Annotated in this window: 11 protein-coding genes; 2 read left to right on the top strand and 9 right to left on the bottom strand. The window is 42.0% G+C overall.

The genetic code is table 11. The features are described 5' to 3' along the window. Nucleotides 1-6 precede the first annotated feature (6 nt). The 9 genes from QWZ08_RS14245 to QWZ08_RS14205 all read right to left on the bottom strand — a co-directional run bounded on the left by QWZ08_RS14245 (nucleotide 7) and on the right by QWZ08_RS14205 (nucleotide 12,268). The gene (locus QWZ08_RS14245) at nucleotides 7-1,596 is read right to left on the bottom strand and encodes a SusD/RagB family nutrient-binding outer membrane lipoprotein (protein WP_290338116.1); all 1,590 of its coding nucleotides are present in this window, start codon (nucleotides 1,594-1,596) and stop codon (nucleotides 7-9) included. An 18-nt stretch (nucleotides 1,597-1,614) separates the two neighbouring features. Continuing rightward, nucleotides 1,615-4,875, bottom strand: a complete 3,261-nt coding sequence (locus QWZ08_RS14240) for a SusC/RagA family TonB-linked outer membrane protein (RefSeq protein ID WP_290338115.1) — start codon at nucleotides 4,873-4,875, stop codon at nucleotides 1,615-1,617. A gap of 657 nt (nucleotides 4,876-5,532) precedes the next feature. Continuing rightward, nucleotides 5,533-6,891, bottom strand: a complete 1,359-nt coding sequence (locus QWZ08_RS14235; RefSeq protein ID WP_290338114.1) for a Gfo/Idh/MocA family protein — start codon at nucleotides 6,889-6,891, stop codon at nucleotides 5,533-5,535. Between the two features lie 25 nt (nucleotides 6,892-6,916). Further along, nucleotides 6,917-7,543, bottom strand: a complete 627-nt coding sequence (locus tag QWZ08_RS14230; RefSeq protein WP_290338113.1) for a 3-keto-disaccharide hydrolase — start codon at nucleotides 7,541-7,543, stop codon at nucleotides 6,917-6,919. A 406-nt stretch (nucleotides 7,544-7,949) separates the two neighbouring features. Beyond that, nucleotides 7,950-8,363: a hypothetical protein gene (locus QWZ08_RS14225; RefSeq protein WP_290338112.1), complete on the bottom strand. Its 414-nt coding sequence runs from the start codon at nucleotides 8,361-8,363 to the stop codon at nucleotides 7,950-7,952. Between the two features lie 85 nt (nucleotides 8,364-8,448). Then, the gene (locus QWZ08_RS14220) at nucleotides 8,449-9,228 is read right to left on the bottom strand and encodes a GNAT family N-acetyltransferase (RefSeq protein ID WP_290338111.1); all 780 of its coding nucleotides are present in this window, start codon (nucleotides 9,226-9,228) and stop codon (nucleotides 8,449-8,451) included. 20 nt (nucleotides 9,229-9,248) lie between these two features. After that, nucleotides 9,249-9,692: a GNAT family N-acetyltransferase gene (locus QWZ08_RS14215; RefSeq protein ID WP_290338110.1), complete on the bottom strand. Its 444-nt coding sequence runs from the start codon at nucleotides 9,690-9,692 to the stop codon at nucleotides 9,249-9,251. Between the two features lie 40 nt (nucleotides 9,693-9,732). Next, nucleotides 9,733-10,182, bottom strand: coding sequence for a DinB family protein (locus QWZ08_RS14210; RefSeq protein ID WP_290338109.1), 450 nt, complete (start codon nucleotides 10,180-10,182; stop codon nucleotides 9,733-9,735). A 112-nt stretch (nucleotides 10,183-10,294) separates the two neighbouring features. Continuing rightward, entirely contained in the window at nucleotides 10,295-12,268 is a 1,974-nt protein-coding gene (locus QWZ08_RS14205) for a glycoside hydrolase family 172 protein (protein ID WP_290338108.1), read from the bottom strand. 322 nt (nucleotides 12,269-12,590) lie between these two features. On the opposite strand from QWZ08_RS14205, the gene QWZ08_RS14200 reads away from it, so the two are divergent. Further along, entirely contained in the window at nucleotides 12,591-13,679 is a 1,089-nt protein-coding gene (locus tag QWZ08_RS14200; protein WP_290338107.1) for an amidohydrolase family protein, read from the top strand. An 81-nt stretch (nucleotides 13,680-13,760) separates the two neighbouring features. Beyond that, on the top strand, nucleotides 13,761-16,877 hold the full coding sequence (locus QWZ08_RS14195; RefSeq protein ID WP_290338106.1) for a DUF5107 domain-containing protein: 3,117 nt from the start codon (nucleotides 13,761-13,763) through the stop codon (nucleotides 16,875-16,877). Nucleotides 16,878-17,030: the final 153 nt, after the last annotated feature.

Below are 17,030 nucleotides of genomic sequence, written 5' to 3'. Positions count from 1 at the left end.
TTGCTGTTAGTCTTTATCCCACCAAAGCCTTGTGGCGGTATTATCCGGCCCACCCAGCATCTGGACTGCTTTTGTAACTGCATCTCCATTGGTTAACGACTCGATATCAAGGAATGGAATTCTTTTGATAAATGTGCCTTGTGGCAGATCGCTGTTTTCGCTGTGTACAACAGGATACAATGCAGGTAAATTTGTTCTGCGTACTTCTGCCCATCCCTCCATACCATCAGGAAACAATGCCAGCCATTTTTGCTGTGCCAGTTGTTTGCGCTGCATGGTTGTATTGTCAGACCACTTAACAGGATAGTCATTCACAGCAGGCGAATTCTGGCCATCCTGTGGAGCAATTGGTGTTGCTGTATTGGCAACGTAAGCATCAATGGCAGCGGCATCCGTAACACCCCATTGTGCCATTGATTTGCGGATACCGGTTTCATACAATTCCTGCGCACTTCCTCCACCCATGTTCCAGCCGTTCAAAGCACCTTCTGCTTTTAAGAAATAAGCTTCTGCACAATGCATGATATCCTGTGGCACACCATAATTTGTTTTCCAGTCGCCGTTTACCCAGTTACACCAGCGTGTACCTAAATTGGAATTGAATAACCGGGAGTTGATATCTATGATTTTTTCAGAAGTAAATAAACCATTTCTTACCCCTTCGTATGTACTGGTGGCAACAGAGGGCTGAAAAAATATCGGCAGGCGTGGATCGCTGTAGCCTTTCAATATAGATTCCATGGTAGCACTCATACGGATATCATCCCAACCTGCGGTAACCGCCAGACCGTTGTACTCATTGTAGTAGCTGGTATTTTTTGGCATGTAAGCATCATCTGCCAGGTCTGTCATTACCCCGCCCGCAACAGCTGCCTCCGCTTCTGTTTTAGCCAGTGTTGGATTTACACCAGATATTCTTAATGCAAGTCTTAAACGCAATGTATTGGCAAATTTTATCCAGTTGTTTACAGGTGATGCGGTTTTGCCATACACCAGATCGTATGCACCAAAGGGCTTTTCACCGGTATGGCTTTTTAAGGCAGTGGCTGCTTCATCCAGCTTTTTGAAAAAGTCAAAATAGATAGAATCCTGCGGTGTGTATTGTACCGAACGTTGTGCATTGCCTGCATCAAAATAAGGGATGGGACCAAAATGATCTGTCAGCCTGTGAAAGCACCATACCCACCAGATTTTTGCAATGGCTGTTTCTGCAGAGGCTGCATCTGAACCTTCCATGATTGTTTTTAACTGGGGTACCGCCTGTGTGTACACCGGGTTCCAGATTGCAGGATCCCATGCCTGTACAATTACGTACCTGTCTGTAGGAAATGATTGTGCAGCCTGTGAATAAAACTGTGAGTAGACGCCGGCAATGGTTCCTTCCCCTACTTCAAAGTTATCCGGGCTAAGCGTTGGCGCCATCAGCGCATAGGAAAACATAAACGGGTATTCGGTTTTCGAAACACTGCTCAGTTTTGTTTTGTCGGTGTTTTCGTCGTCGAATTTTTTTGTACAACTGCTGAAGCAGATGATACCCGACGCCAACAATAAAAAGGAAATTTTCATTGTATACTTTGTTTTAAATAATTTATTCATAAAATAATTTTTTTAGCCTTAAAATGTAAGTTTCAGATTCAATCCAATACTACGGGTGGAAGGAAGGTTGTAGTATTCAATACCCTGGTAGTTGCTGTTACCAAAAGAAACTTCCGGATCAAAATCCATTTTACGTTTCCCGATTCCCGGTATATCCAGGATGGAACTTCCGCGGTAGAGGAAGAACAAATTTCTTGCTACCAGCGATAATTTTATGGCTTTAAAAGCAGCTGGAAGATTTTTGAATTCATAGCCAAGTGACAACTCTCTTACCCTTACGGTGGTGGCATCAAAAGTAAAAAATTCAGCCCAGTTGTAATCGCCCTGCGCAACAGTCTGCCACAACTTCTCGGCATTGATAGGTGTTGCATTTTTTGTACCATCAGCTAATACACCTGGTAATAAAAGTGAACCTGCATCCCTGTATTTAGAAGTGATGGCTGCTGTTCCAGCATAAGCAGTCTGACCAGCAGAACCCGAAGCAATTTCGCCGCCGAATTTGCCATCAATCAATACACTTAATGACAGGTTTTTATAAGTAAATGTGTTGCCTAAAGCCAATGAGAAATCAGGATTGAAATTGCCTATCTTTTCAATGGCAGTTCCTTTAACGGGTGCACCAGTTGCATCCACAACAAACTGGCCATTTGACCTGAGCCATTTGTAGCCATACAAATCGCCGTATGAACCACCCACGGTTACAACGGGAATAGCCGTACGAACATTGGCGGAGGTACCCAGCGGAAGGATGGAACTGCCGGGGAATAATTCGATTATTTTATTGGTGTTCTTTGCAAAGTTCAAAGACACATCCCAGTTAAGTCCACTGCCAACGATTGGCTTTGCCGTTAACATCAGTTCTACACCCTTATTTTCTACATTACCAGCATTGATGTATGCAAATGAATAACCGGATGGTGATGGTGTATTAACCTTGAACAACTGGTTTTTTGAATTGGTTTTATAATAACTTAAATCAATACCCAGCCTGTTTTTAAAGAAGCGCCATTCTGTTCCCAACTCCAATGAGGTAGTTAACTCTGGTTTTAGATCACTGATCAGTTTCGTGTTACTGCTACCGATATAGCCACCGAAGCCGCCGGCTATGTAAGAGTAAGTTTGAGAGAGCATATACGGATCTGCATCGTTACCCACTTTGGCAACAGATCCTCTCAGTTTTGCATAGCTGATCCAGTCAGGCATTTTGGTCATGTCTGATAAAACCCAAGATAAGCCAACTGAAGGATAAAAATAAGAGTATGGACTAGGCAATGTACTCGCCCAATCGTTTCTTGCGGCTACATCCAGGTACAGATAATCGTTGTAAGAAATCTGTGCGGTTCCATACACAGACTGCAGGTCTCTTTTATAGGTTACCGCCTCTGTCTTTAATGCGGAGCTTGCATAGCTAAGATCATACTTGTTCGGGAAAGCCAACCCATCAGCCATGATATTCCTGTGTCTTAATCCTCTTGTTAAAACAGAAGCACCTATGTTATAATTTACTTTAAATGCACCGCTGATTTTATTGTTACCTGTTAACAAAACATCCGCATTTCTTTCAGAAACATAATCTGTTCCTTCTGCATAGTAACCGCCGGGTTTACGAGCATAGTTAACCGTGTTGTTGGCGTATTTCTGCGTGATGTAATCATTGTAACTATCGTTGCTTAAACGGCCCTGCAAATTCAACCAATCAGTCAATTTGTATTTCAGTGAAATGAGCCCGGTTAACCTGCTGCGTCCTTCATCGCGATGGGTATTGTTGATGGTCCAGTAAGGATTCATGTAAACCGGATCTTTTGAAGTCCAGTAAGTAGGTGTTTCAATACCGGTTACATCCACATCCTGGTAGTGTTTAATATCTTGCAGGTTTACTGATCTTGGAATTCGGTAAATATTTGCCGCAACCATACCATCACCACCAATACCCGGTTTATCATAAATATTTTGCAGCGTATAAGTAACTTTTGCATCGGCACTTAACCTGCTGGTAATATTGTACCCAACCCTTGCATTGAATGCATGACGCATTAAATGGTTATACTGAACGATACCGCTGGAAGCCGTGTTAGTATAAGAAAGATAGGATTGTATTTTATCTGTAGCTGCACTCATGCTTACACCATTGTTGGTGGAAACACCCGTACGGAAAAAGTCTTTAAAGTTGTCCGGATAAGCCGTCAGCTGGGTTGAATTACCTGTCCAGTCTGTCACCGTTTGTCCACTTATTTTTGGACCCCAGCTGTTACCGGTATTGGTAGAAAAATCACCTCCTGCACCCTGACCGTAGGTATTTTGAAAATCGGGCAGCAACATGGCTTTGTCCATGGTTACACCGGAATTAATATTGACTGCAATTTTGCCTGCTTTTCCTTTTTTTGTGGTGATGATGATAACACCGTTTGCTGCACGGCTGCCATACAATACAGAACCTGCCGCGCCTTTTAAAACAGAGATGGATTCAATATCATCAGGGTTGATATTGGACACCCCATCACTACCACTATGACCGCCGCCATTGCTGCCCGCATCGTCCGTTACCTGTTTAACAGGAGTTGAGTTATCGATGGCAACACCATCCACAACAAACAAGGCGTTGTTGGAGCTGGCGATGGAACGGTTACCACGAAGCAATACCCTTGTAGCACTTCCGGGGCCGCCTGCTGATGAAGTAATAGAAAGACCGGCTACTTTACCGGAAAGCGTATTGGTAAAATTGGCATCCCGCATTTCATTGATCTGATCACCGCCAATTTTTTGTGCGGAATAAGTAAGCGATTTTACAGAACGCTGAATACCCAATGCAGTAACAATCACTTCGCCCATTGCTTTCTGATCACTCTCCATTGCCACGTTCAAAGTACCGGTGTTGGCATCTACCACCCTTTCTACTGACTGAAATCCTACAGAGGTAAATAGCAGTGTAGCTTTGGCAGATTTAACAGTGATGCTGAAAGCACCGCTGGCATCTGTAATTGTTGAAGTGGATTCTCCTTTCACTTTCACGGTAGCACCTTCTACCCCTTTACCTGTTGCCTGATCGGTTACTGTGCCACTGATAGTGAATGCATTAAAATCAGGAAGCAGAGAGCCATTTTCCGGCCTGTTTTCTAAAGTACCGGGGTTACAGACAGCCTTTAAATGAAATGAGGAAGCCAACAGGAATACGAATAAAAATTTCCCGTAAGCATGCATTGAAACAAACATTTCTTTACTCCTGTTTGTTTTACCTGCTCCTTCATCAAAGCGTGATTTAAAAATGGATTTTAAGTACATACAATGTAGTGTTTAGGTTTATAAAGCAGTTTGTTAGTTCTATTTTTTATTTACAGAATCAAGACCAAATAATATACTATCCGTCTCCGCCAGGATAACTGACACGGCTGATTGATTCGTAAAAAATCAATACAAATTAGATTATACAAAAAAGGAAAAATACCAACTAAATAATCCGGGCTGCCAAGAGAACTGGATTGCAATGCCGGGTTAAAATTTATACTTTATCCCGTTTGTAATTGTTCTTCTGCAGATAAACAATTACAAAGCAATTTAAATTCTAAAGCGCCGCAGGCAAGTGTTTCGTCTGTTTCGTCAAAAAGAATTTTTCTTAAGCAATATCATTTTGATGAAATAAAATTATGTTATTAATCAGGCTAAAAAATTCAATATTCGATTCAATATATATACTTTTTTAACAAATTTTATTCCCATTAAAGTTGTTATGTTACAACAAACAATCAATCTGTATTTATGCAATTATCAAAAGCATCTTTATAATTACAACATCGCTTCTGCGCTTTTGATAATTGCCATTATTATTGTCTTTAAAAAAAATAATTGCAACCTGTATTTTTTACGAGGACAATCAGGCACTTTATAGTTTCAGGCTTTGACGTACATCCAGCAATTATCTGAAAATATCAACACGGTATTTCAATATTGAAAAACTTTTCCATTGGCCATTACTTCCTGCGTAGCTTCATCAAATGTCGCCCTGGCCCCGGTTCTTACCGCTGCATTCGTCATGATGTTTGCGATGGAATGATAGTAGCCTGCTTCAACAGGTGCATTGGGTTGCTTTCTGCTGCGGATGCATTCCATCCAGTTGCGCACGTGGGCCGAGGTGTATTCATCCCCACCCGCATTGGCACTGGCATCGATCTTTACTGTCCGGTCTACCAGGTCCATGTCGGACAATATGTTCGCCTGCATATTCATTTCTTTTGCAAACTGTTCTGTCAAACCACCGTTGCCCGAAATTTTATTGGTATTCAGATTCAGCTCTCCGCCGTTTGAATAATAAATTTCCTGGGGTATTTCTTCACCATTGCTCATGCGGCTCATGAACACCACCTGGAAGCCTTTGCCTGCATCATCCTGCGGACCGTAATCAAAAACAGCTGTTGTGGTATCCCAGTTTCTTCTGCCATCTTTCCATTGATAAATACCACCGTTGGCCACCACACTTCTGGGATGATTGTAGCCGGTATACCAGTGCACAGTATCTATCTGGTGGCTCATCCACTGGCCAGGCTGACCAGAAGAATATGGCCAGAACAAGCGGTACTCCAGGTACTTTCTCGGATCAAAATTTTCGTAGGGCCTGTTGAGCAAAAAAAGCTTCCAGTCCAGGTCTTCTTCTTTACACTTAGCTACCAGCGCAGGTCTCCGCCACCTTCCGGGTTGATTCACGTTCCATGTAAGTTCTACCATCTTTATATCACCGAACTTGCCCGACTTGATAAAGTTTTCAGCTGCTCTATAATTTACCCCGCTCCTGCGTTGCGATCCTATCTGTACAATTTTGCCGGACGCCTTTACCGTTTTCAATGCCAATCTTGCATCTGCCATGGTTTCAGCAAAAGGCTTTTCGCAATACACATCACAGTTGGCATTGATGGCTTCAACCGTGTGCAATGCATGCTGAAAATCCGCGGTGCTTATAAACACACCATCCAGGTTTTTAACCCTGTACAATTCATCATTGTTTCTGCAGGCAATGATATCATGCCCCAGCTTTTCTTTTAAAAATTGTTGTCCCTCCTCTCTTCTTAATTTCCAGATGTCCGACACGGCTACAATGTCAAAATTCAATTCTTTATAATGCTGCAGGTAACTGGGAAAATGGGCTGTTCTGAAACGATCGGAAAAACCCACTACGCCCAGTCTTACCCGGTCATTGGCACCCATAATTCTTGCATAACTTTTGGCACTTACACCGTTAGAAGCAAGTACAGTACCCGCTGCAGCAATCGCCGTGTGCTTTATAAAATTTCTTCTTGAGTATGGCATAGGTTTATTTTTGAGAGATGAAACATTACAATTTACCCGATGAACCGGTATCCACTACCTGAATTTGGGCAGACATTTTTTCCGGGACCAGGCCTGTTGTTTTTATCCGGATGTTTTTAAAGTACACTTTTGTTCCAGGCTTTTCAACATCACCTGCTGCATGCACCTGCAGACCGATAAAACCCGTTCTATCCACCGGATCTTTCAGGTAAGCAGCCGGCACATGATTGATCCAGGTCTTCATTTCGTTGCCAATGCATTCAATTTTAACATGATTGTATTTACCAACACTAAAAGCTTCTTTTGCAGGCACATTTAATGTAAGCGGATACAACCATTCCCTTCTTTCTTCATCATAAATTCCTCCGGTCCACTTCCTGTTGCTGGGGTCAATTTCCATCTGTCGTCCATACACTTTCCCCGCATGCTGACTGCCTCCAAAGTGGCTGCGGGTTTGAATTCCAGAGTTACTGAGTTCACTTTTAATCATTACATCCAGTTCCAGGACAAAGTCACCATATTCTTTTTCGGTTACCAAAAAAGTGTTGACCGAATCAACTACGGAAGTTCCCACAATGGCGCCATTTTCCAGCACAAACAGACCACCACCGCCCAACTTTTTCCAGCCATGTAAAGAATTATTTCTTATCAAATCAGTCCACCCTTTTTTGCTTTGGGACTGCACCGGAATTACCAAAAATTGCAAGAAAAAAAGTAAGGGCAGGACAGCTATTTTATCAAGCCATCTCTTTTTTATATCCAAACAACAGCAGCCCATTTTTCAATTTTTCATAAAAATAGGCAGATAGCCTGCATCATTTTTTCTATAATCGGTTAATAAAGTGTACTTTTTTAACATGCAATACCAACCGGTCTTTTTTGAATAAAAAGTAAATAAAACAAGTCAGTTGGTGTTTAAGGAAGATGTTCTTATACAAAAATGCGGTTGTTGCGCCTGTTGGTAGGAGATTGTTTGCTACGCGGCTGATAAGACATTTGTCAGCGAAAAATTATTAAAAATCGTACAGCGGTTTCAACCATGTGCAAGCTGAAACTTTTTATTCAAATGGAAGCAGATCAGGCTCAATAAATTCTTTTCTTGCGATGTCTGCATTGTAAATATCCTGGCTGTAATGACAAGCCATCAATTCTTTAAAATCATATTTCAGCCGCGGCACCTGCATGATAAAATCATTGAAATTCGCCGTATCGGTTTTCTTTATAAAATGGGCCACTGCCTTTATTGAGGCAATAGTAAGGGTTACATTGTATTTATCCGCAGCACCAGCATGTCTTGTAAAATTGTTCAACTGGTTGCAAATGTTTTCAATGGCTTGCCCGGTACCATATTGACGAATGTGTATCCAGGCCAGCCTCAAATGGGCTTCATGATTAAACTGATCAGGTGAAAGCGCACAATTTTTAAACTGAGTTTCAAACTCCTTGTCTGTTAAGTCAGCATGTGTTTCCATATTAAATTATTATTCTGCAGTGCGTACATTTAATTTGCGGTTGCTTACCGGTATCTATGATACCGCCATTCAAAACCTGGTGGCATCATAGATATTTTTCCATCTTAATATTCGCTCTCTCGTAAAGCCCCGGCTCCAACGCAACTTCAACAAAACCAACACTTTTATACAAGTGTATTGCCGTTGTCAATATAGTATTTGAATATAAAATCAGTCGCTCAATAGAAAGTTGCTTCGATACATTCACACAATGTGTTATCAGCGCTTTACCAATACCGTATCCCTGTGCACTTTCTGTGACAGCCATTTTACCAAGTTCAAACACAGTTGCTGTCTTTTTCAGCAGTGAGGCGGTTCCGACAATTTCACCATTCATTTTGGCGTAAAAGATAACACCTCCTTTTTCGATAATTTCCTTTGCCGGGTCCGACAGGGCAATCACATCGCCGGGCTCTACACGAAAGTATTTTTCAAGCCATTCGTAGTTAAGTGTTTTGATGGCAGGTTTTAAGTCTTCGCAATAGTCAACTATCTCCACCCGGTCACCATGGGAATGTGGCGCTGAAATTACAAGAAAATTTAAATCAACAGGTTGCTGATTAGCTATGCAGTGCAAACTTTTTTGCAACACCTGGATGGATTCATTTGCTTCTACAATATAGTGCTGACCGTTTATCTCAAAAGTGGCGGTACCAGATAAAATATAAAATACCTGCTGCGCCTTTGTGTGATAATGCAATTGTTCAGTGGTTCCCGGAGGCATCCGTTCCTGTATCACACCCAGGCTGTCCGACTTTAGTAAATGCCAGCCAGCACAATTGTTGCCCCAGTTGTAATGTGCCGTGTTTTCAATTGATCTGATCATTTTATTTTACTTTTCTTCATTCACCTTACGTAAGATGCCGCTAATGTGTAAATATCCTTACAATGCTTTTCCATCCACTTATCCGGACTTGCAATGGCCGACCAGCCAAATTGCTTATATAAACCATGGGCGTCGCCGGTTAATAAAATCCACCTGCGCAAACCCTGTAACTGTGGATGGTTCATCACTTCCTGCATCAGCATTTTCGACAGTCCTTTGCCACGGAATTCAGGCAAAATAAAAACATCACCTAAATAAGCAACGGTGGCAAAATCAGAAACAATGCGGGCATAGCCTGCCTGTTGGTCACCATCATAAATTCCAAAATTCAACGAATTAGCAATGGCCGCCTCTACAGTACTCAGTGGGATCCCCTTACTCCAATAAGCCTCCGTAGAAAGAAAATGATGAATTAAATCAACATCCAGTTTGGCTCTGTCTGTTGATATAGTGAAATTGCCCATGTCGCTTTTTAAGATGATAATACGTTTGAAAAAAATAGTTTTAGTCTGCCACTGACAATAAGCGCCGGTGATAATTTATTTGCCCCAGGTGATAATTTAAATGCGTTAGCAGGTGGATCAACGTATATCCCATTTCAGTTGGCTTGTCCCAAATCACTACCGGAAAGTCTTCCTGCAGCTGATTTTCAGACATACTGTTGAGTCCCATTTCCACCACCCGCATGGTATCTTCTATCATTTTTATCAACTCTTTTTGCGGGGTATTTTTTTGAGAAAACTCGAGGTCTCTATATCGTTCATAGCCGGTTTTGGCAAGCCCGGCTCCAATGTATGCATTGAGGTTACCGATTAAATGAAGGCATAAATTGCCTGCTGAATTGGCAATTCCCTTATCTACCAGCCAAAGACTTTTTTCATCATTGTACAATGCAATTTCAGTTTTCAACCTGGTGAGATCCCTGCTGTACAAATTTTTAAAATCTGTTATCATGATTGTATTGTTTATGCCACAAATGTCCACATAATTTTTCAATCAGTACAGATACAAATCTGTATTTTTAAACCAGTACAGTTAAAAATATTAAACAATCATTGTCACCGATCTATTTCTTTTTAACCAACACGATCCGGCTCAGTACAAATTTATTTTTATCCGCCGATGTCTTAAATCTAAACGATATTGACCGGTTATTATCCGTAACTATAATACTCCCCGCTTTTTGCATCAGCAGTTTTTCGTCGGTAGGACCATTGGCATCAATCCAGGGAGAGATCTGTGTTTGCCGCTGCCACAGAGAAAACTGCGCAGCGTTGATGCCTTTGTGATAGTCCACATACACATCAAAATTGCCCGGTGGAATTTTATACAGCAACATCTTTAATAGTGTTTCGTTACTTACCGTATAATACATTGTTTTGGCAGGCGTGCCGTCCCATTTGGTCTCTGCTGCCATATTTTCATCCATGGCGGTATACATCAGTTGCGGGTAAATTTCCAGGGTATCCGGCATGTATATTTTGGTGTTGCTGTTATTGGGTAAAATAAATTGTGGATTGGTCCGGTCGCAATAATAGTAACTTACCGAAGTGTAATCTGCAGGCCATTGATTACCCTCCGGACCATGCTCAATTGAATGCTGTAAACTTTTGGCAAAAGATATTTTATCATTGATAAAAAACCGGTAGCCACCGGTACGTGCCAGCGGGATAGAATAATCCAGGGCACCTGAAAGCGGCAGGCTTGTGGCATCATCCCAGCGATCGAGCAAGGCATACCATCCACCGTTAAAAAAGTCTTCCGAACCCGTACCATGATACCGCAGTTCACCATCCACTACTGTAGAATCATCGCCTTCAAAAAAGCCTGTAATGCCCGGCACCAGGCCCTGTGACTGCAAGGCCACACCTGCTAAATGCCCCCTGCCTTTCACATCCAGCATGGTAAAAGGCTGACCATTGGGAACAGGATTTTCCCTGTACCACATGGCGTAAAATTTGCCTTCATTGGCGACATCTCTTTTTTTACCCGATACATAAAATGTGGTGAGGAGCGTTACATTATTGAGTTCGCTACCGGAGGTTGCTTTTCTGTAAATCAGTTCAATTTTTGCCGCTTTATCATAAGGCATGGGGAACATCGAGTAATGTCTTTTTCCATCAGACCCAACCAGCAATCCCTGCATGGATGCATTACCAAAAGCATAGCCAAAATAGTCTGCCAGCGGGCAGTACACCGCCGGAGTCTTTTCATTGTCCCAGCTTATTTTAATGTCGATATTTTTTGCAATGGTATCCATTGCAGCAGCCGTATTTAATTCGAAGCCAGCTATGCGGCCGCCGGTTGCCGCCTGGAAAATAGTAACTGTTTGGCCGGGTTGCAAGGTGAATATCTTTTTAATTTCGCTGATAGGTATCTCGCTTTTGTAAATATCTTTTACTGTCACAACAGGGCTATTCCAAACTGATTTTATTTGTTGTAATGATGCCTTTTCATTTTTGTCCACCTCCATTGAAAAGCTTTTCATCAGTAGCTTTGGATTAAATAACCTGTACCCTATCTGGTGAAACCGCGTGGTTTTTGCACGCAATACTATTTTGCAGAATTTATTAAACGGAATGGGCAAGTAACAATAATATCCACCCAGTTGGTTAGCACAAAGCGGCGCAATAAACGGAAAAACTTTACCCGAAAAAAGGTCCATGTAACAAATAGAAAATGTGGGTACAGAAGTATCATCAATGTAAAAATCCATCGTATCATTTGTAGGTGTGGGTGTCCAGAAACGGTTGATAACGCCGGGACCTTTCTGATCAAAAATCACCAGCGTGCTGTCTGCATTCCGGCGAACAAAAGAATAAGTGCCATTAAAGCCGTCATTGTTCATTCCTGTCCGGTCGTAGGTAGATACTTCTGCATCGTATATACCAGTTGTATATTCGGGAAGAGAGGAAATATCATACAGACTTTTTAAAAAGTAGCCAAGACCAAATTCTCTTTTATAGTCGCTCTGTTTTTGAGCAAAAGTCAGCTGGCTGACAAATAGCAGCACCAGTGAGGCTATCGTTTTATGGAGCATCGTTTTTTTACAATATTATAAATTCAATACCAGTTACTGTGCTGTCATTTTTATGAATGATTTTACTTTCTTTTGGTCCAGGTGTGTTACTATTGATTTATACCTGCTTTTTATAACCTATTCCGAAATTGGCATTGTTAACAATCAAAATAAAGCCCTTTCTTTAAATTCCTGTACATTTATTTTTGATGACTTACCCTGTTATGGCCGGCGACATTGTTATAATTTAAACGCTGTTCCGCAAGCCAAAGCAATACCTTAATAAATGGAGTTTTGGACCATTAGTCGGCTAGGTAAAAAAGGCTAAAAAATTGATTGATGTATGAACCTTGATGAAGTAAAACCCAGGCCAATGGGCGATGTGCCCGGCTCGCCGGAAAATATTAAGTTGAAAGATTTCCGGCCGGTGTCTGTTTTTAATACCGTTAAGACGGTTGTTCGATCTGCCCGGTTTCCGGTGATAGACATGCATACGCATGCCTGGCAAACAACAACGAATATTAAGCAATGGGTTAACACAATGGAAGCAGCAAATGTTGAAAAAGCGATTATACTATCTTTTGAAACCGGTGCTGCCTTTGATGAAATCATGCGGCGTTTTGCTGAATACCCCGACAAATTTTATATCTGGTGCGGCCTGGATTATACCGGTTACAATGAACCGGGCAATGAATGGACCGATCGTGCGATTGCAGAACTGGAGCGCTGTTACAGGCTCGGTGCAAAGGGCGTGGGCGAGTTGGGTGATAAAGGTGTGGGCGAATATTATTCAAGACCGGTGGCTGGTTATGGCCTGCATTTAAATGATGCAAGAATGCAACCTTTGCTGAAAAAATGTGGTGAACTAGGTATGCCCGTAAATGTGCATATTGCAGATCCTATCTGGATGTACCTGCCCATGGATGAACAAAATGATGGCCTGATGAATGCCTACAATTGGCGGATTGATTTGAACAGGCAAGGCATATTGGATCATGCAGAATTATTAAAAACATTTGAGGAAGCCATACGGCAAAACCCCGGCACAACTTTTATAGCCTGCCATTTATTAAACTGTTGTCACGATCTGGAAATTGTTGCTAAACTGTTTGACAGGTACGATAATATATATGCTGATATTACATCCCGTCTGAAAGAAATTGCTACTGTGCCGCGGTATGCAAAAGCATTTTTTGAACGCTACCAGGATAGATTATTTTATGGCAGCGATGCCGGTTACGATCCCGCTAATACATTCGATTTTGCCACTAAAATTTACCAGGCGACTTTCAGGTTACTTGAATCTGCAGATGAACATATTTATGAACACGACCTGTTTAAATATCACTGGCCTTTGTATGGACTGGAACTTACGGATACTGTATTAAAGAAACTCTACCATGATAACGCCATGAAACTGCTTACAAGGTAAAAGGGATATTTAGTATCTTTCAATACTCTTTTAATGAGCTCTAACCAGGATAAAACGTCTTCATTTTATACAATTTACAATATGATCCACAAAAATTTATTCCTCGCTTTCTTTCTTTTACCACAATGTTTGTTTGCGCAAAAAGCCACTATCATTGAAGAAAGCAGGGAGCTGCTTACCTACCCTTTTAGTGATGCCAACCCGGTGCCGATTTTAACTGGCAGCCATAAAAATATTTATCCCTACCATAGTTTTGACGGCTATGCTGTAACCGGCAAAAAGCAGGCATGGAAAGTAATAAAAATGGAGAACGATTACATTGAAGTGTATGTGTTGTCGGAAGCCGGTGGCAAGGTTTGGGGTGCCATAGAAAAATCCACGGGTAAAGAATTTATTTACCGCAACGAAGTGATCAAGTTCCGCAACATTGCCATGCGTGGGCCGTGGACTTCTGGTGGTATTGAATTTAATTTCGGCATCATCGGCCATAACCCTGGCACTGCCAACCCGGTTGATTATACTACCAAAGAAAACAGCGACGGCAGCGTGAGTTGTTTTGTCGGCAACATGGATTTGCCATCCCGCACACAATGGCGGGTGGAAATCCGGCTGCCAAAAGACAAGGCCTATTTTGAAACAAAAGCTTTGTGGAACAACCCAACGCCATTGACACAATCTTATTATAACTGGATGACAGCCGCCGCCGTTGTTACAGACGACCTTGAGTTTTATTACCCGGGCAACCAGGCGCTGGAACACAATGGCGAAGCCAATCCCTGGCCCATTGATAAAGATGGCCACAACCTGGCGCCTTACCGCAACAATGCTTTTGGTTCGCATAAGTCGGTACATATTGTAGGTGAGTACAACGATTTTATGGGAGGTTATTATCATAAATCGGAATTTGGTTTTGGTCACTGGGCTTTGTATGATGATATGCCCGGGTACAAATTGTGGTTATGGAGCCAGGCAAGGGAAGGTGCCATATGGAAGGATCTGCTGACCGACAGCGATGGCCAGTACATGGAGTTCCAGGCTGGTCGCGGATTTAACCAGTACTCTGCTTCGGATATAAGGACACCGATATCGGAGATGACCTTTCCCCCAAACCAGACCGACCAATGGAAAGAAATGTGGTTCCCCGTAAAAGAGATCGGCGGCTTGCAGGAAGTATCGCAATCGGGTGTGTTGAATGTAACGCACCAGGATGGCACGCTGCAAATTGCCATCAACGCCCTGGCATTTGCCGATGCAAAAATTATTGTACAATCAAACGGTAAAGTAATTTATACACAGGATAAAAAGTTTACGCCAATGGAAGTTTTTAAGGCTTCCGTTGCATTGGCAAAAGATGCGCCGTATGAGCTGGTGGTGGAAGGCATGGATCTGCAACATGGTTCTGTCAACAAAAATGAAGTAAAGCGGCCGTTTAAAACAACCATTCCTGCAAATGAAAACAGTGCGGCTAATTTTTATCACCAGGGGATGGAGCTGAAAGAAGCGAGGAATTATACCGGAGCCAAAATCAGTCTTACCAAATGCCTGCAAAAAGACTCTTTGTATATAGATGCAATGGCTGCAATGGCCGAATTATTTTACCGCAGCAACCAATATGATTCCGCCTTGTATTTTGCCAACCAGGCACTGCAATTGGATGCTTACCATCCGGCTGCAAATTATTATGCCGGCATTAATTACCGTGCTAAAGGCGATTTGATCAATGCGCTTGAAACCTTTGGCTGGTCGGCCCGTTCGATGGAATTCCGTTCTGCCGCCTATGCACAAATGGCTGGTGTGGAACTGCAGTTAAACAACCTGCCGTTGGCAGAACATTATGCGTTGCAGTCGCTTGATTTTAATAAAAACAATGTGGTGGCACTGGAAGCATTGGCCGTTCAATACAGAAAAGCTGGTCAAGCTGAGATGGCAGATAAAATAATTGAACAACTCAATCAACTCGATCCGCTGAACCATTTTGCACATTTTGAAAAATACCTATTGCATCATTCGGCTGAAAATTACACACTGTTTTCTTCCAAGATAACAAATGAATTTCCCTACCAGAGTTATTTAGAAGTGATGCTGAATTATGTGGATGTTGGTTTAAAAGAGGATGCGTTAAAAGTATTGGAGAAAGCACCGGCACATGCGCTGTTAGCTACATGGAAAGCGTATCTGAGTAATGATGAAACCATGTTGGCAAAGGCTGCCAATGAATCACCCGCATTCGTATTTCCTTACCGCACCGAATCCATTGCTGCACTGGAATGGGCCGTATCAAAAAATCCCAGCTGGAAATTTAAATATTATCTTGGCCTGAATTACTGGGGTATCGACCGGTTGGAAGAAGCAGTAAAATTATTCAAAGCCTGTGGCAATGAACCCGACTACGCGCCTTTCTATAGTTCACGGGCCTTTCTTTTCAAAGGCAATGCGGCGTCCGAAATGGCCGATCTGCAAAAAGCAAAAACAATCACCCCATCCGACTGGCGCAACTGGAACAGGCTGATTGAATATTATGAAAGTACCGGTGATAATAAAACGGCCTTAACACTTGCAACGCAGGCCAGTCAGCAATTTAAAGGCAATTACAATCTTGCATTGCAGTTTGCCCGGGTGCAGTTAAACAACGGCCAATATGAAGCCAGCACCAAAACGCTGGATAAGACTATCATCCTCCCTTTTGAAGGCAGCACTTCCGGCAAAACGGTGTATGAACAAGCCTATATCAACGTGGCACTTAATTTAATGAATCAAAAAAAATACAAGGAGGCTTTTGACAAATTGGAAAAATCGAAAGCCTGGCCCGAAAGCCTTGGTGTTGGCTCACCATATGAGCCTGATAACCGCCTGCAGCAGTATCTGCAGGCCATTTGCATGGAAAAAACAGGTCGTACAAATGAAGCAGCATCTTTGCGTGATAGTGTGATAAAATATACTATGGCGGACGAGAATGTCATGCATCCTTCATTTAATAATTTACTGGCTCTGCAAATTTTAAAAAAGAAAAGTGCCTCGGAACAGGCAAACAATTTGGTTGAAAAAATTAAAGCTTCACCAGCGTACAATAATACGGCGCATCGATATACAATAGCTGCATTTTCGAACGATATCAACACGACAGATAGTCTTCAAAAAGATTTGCTGGCCAACAACTATTACAAAATAATCAAGCGGATAGAAGCATTAGAAAAATAAAATGATTTTGGCTGAAATACTCAACTTAGGTAACTGGTATAAGATAATCAATACAGTTTTTGCTTTTTCTTAAACTAAGCATAAATTGCTGCTGATAACAACGATTGACAACAAAGAAACCGCATTCATTGCCCCCAATAAAATACAAAGTAA

Origin of the sequence: Ferruginibacter paludis (assembly GCF_030409685.1) — a bacterium.
Lineage (GTDB): Bacteria > Bacteroidota > Bacteroidia > Chitinophagales > Chitinophagaceae > Ferruginibacter > Ferruginibacter paludis.
Note: the sequence above shows the minus strand (reverse complement) of the source record. Positions and strands in the feature narration are given on the sequence as shown.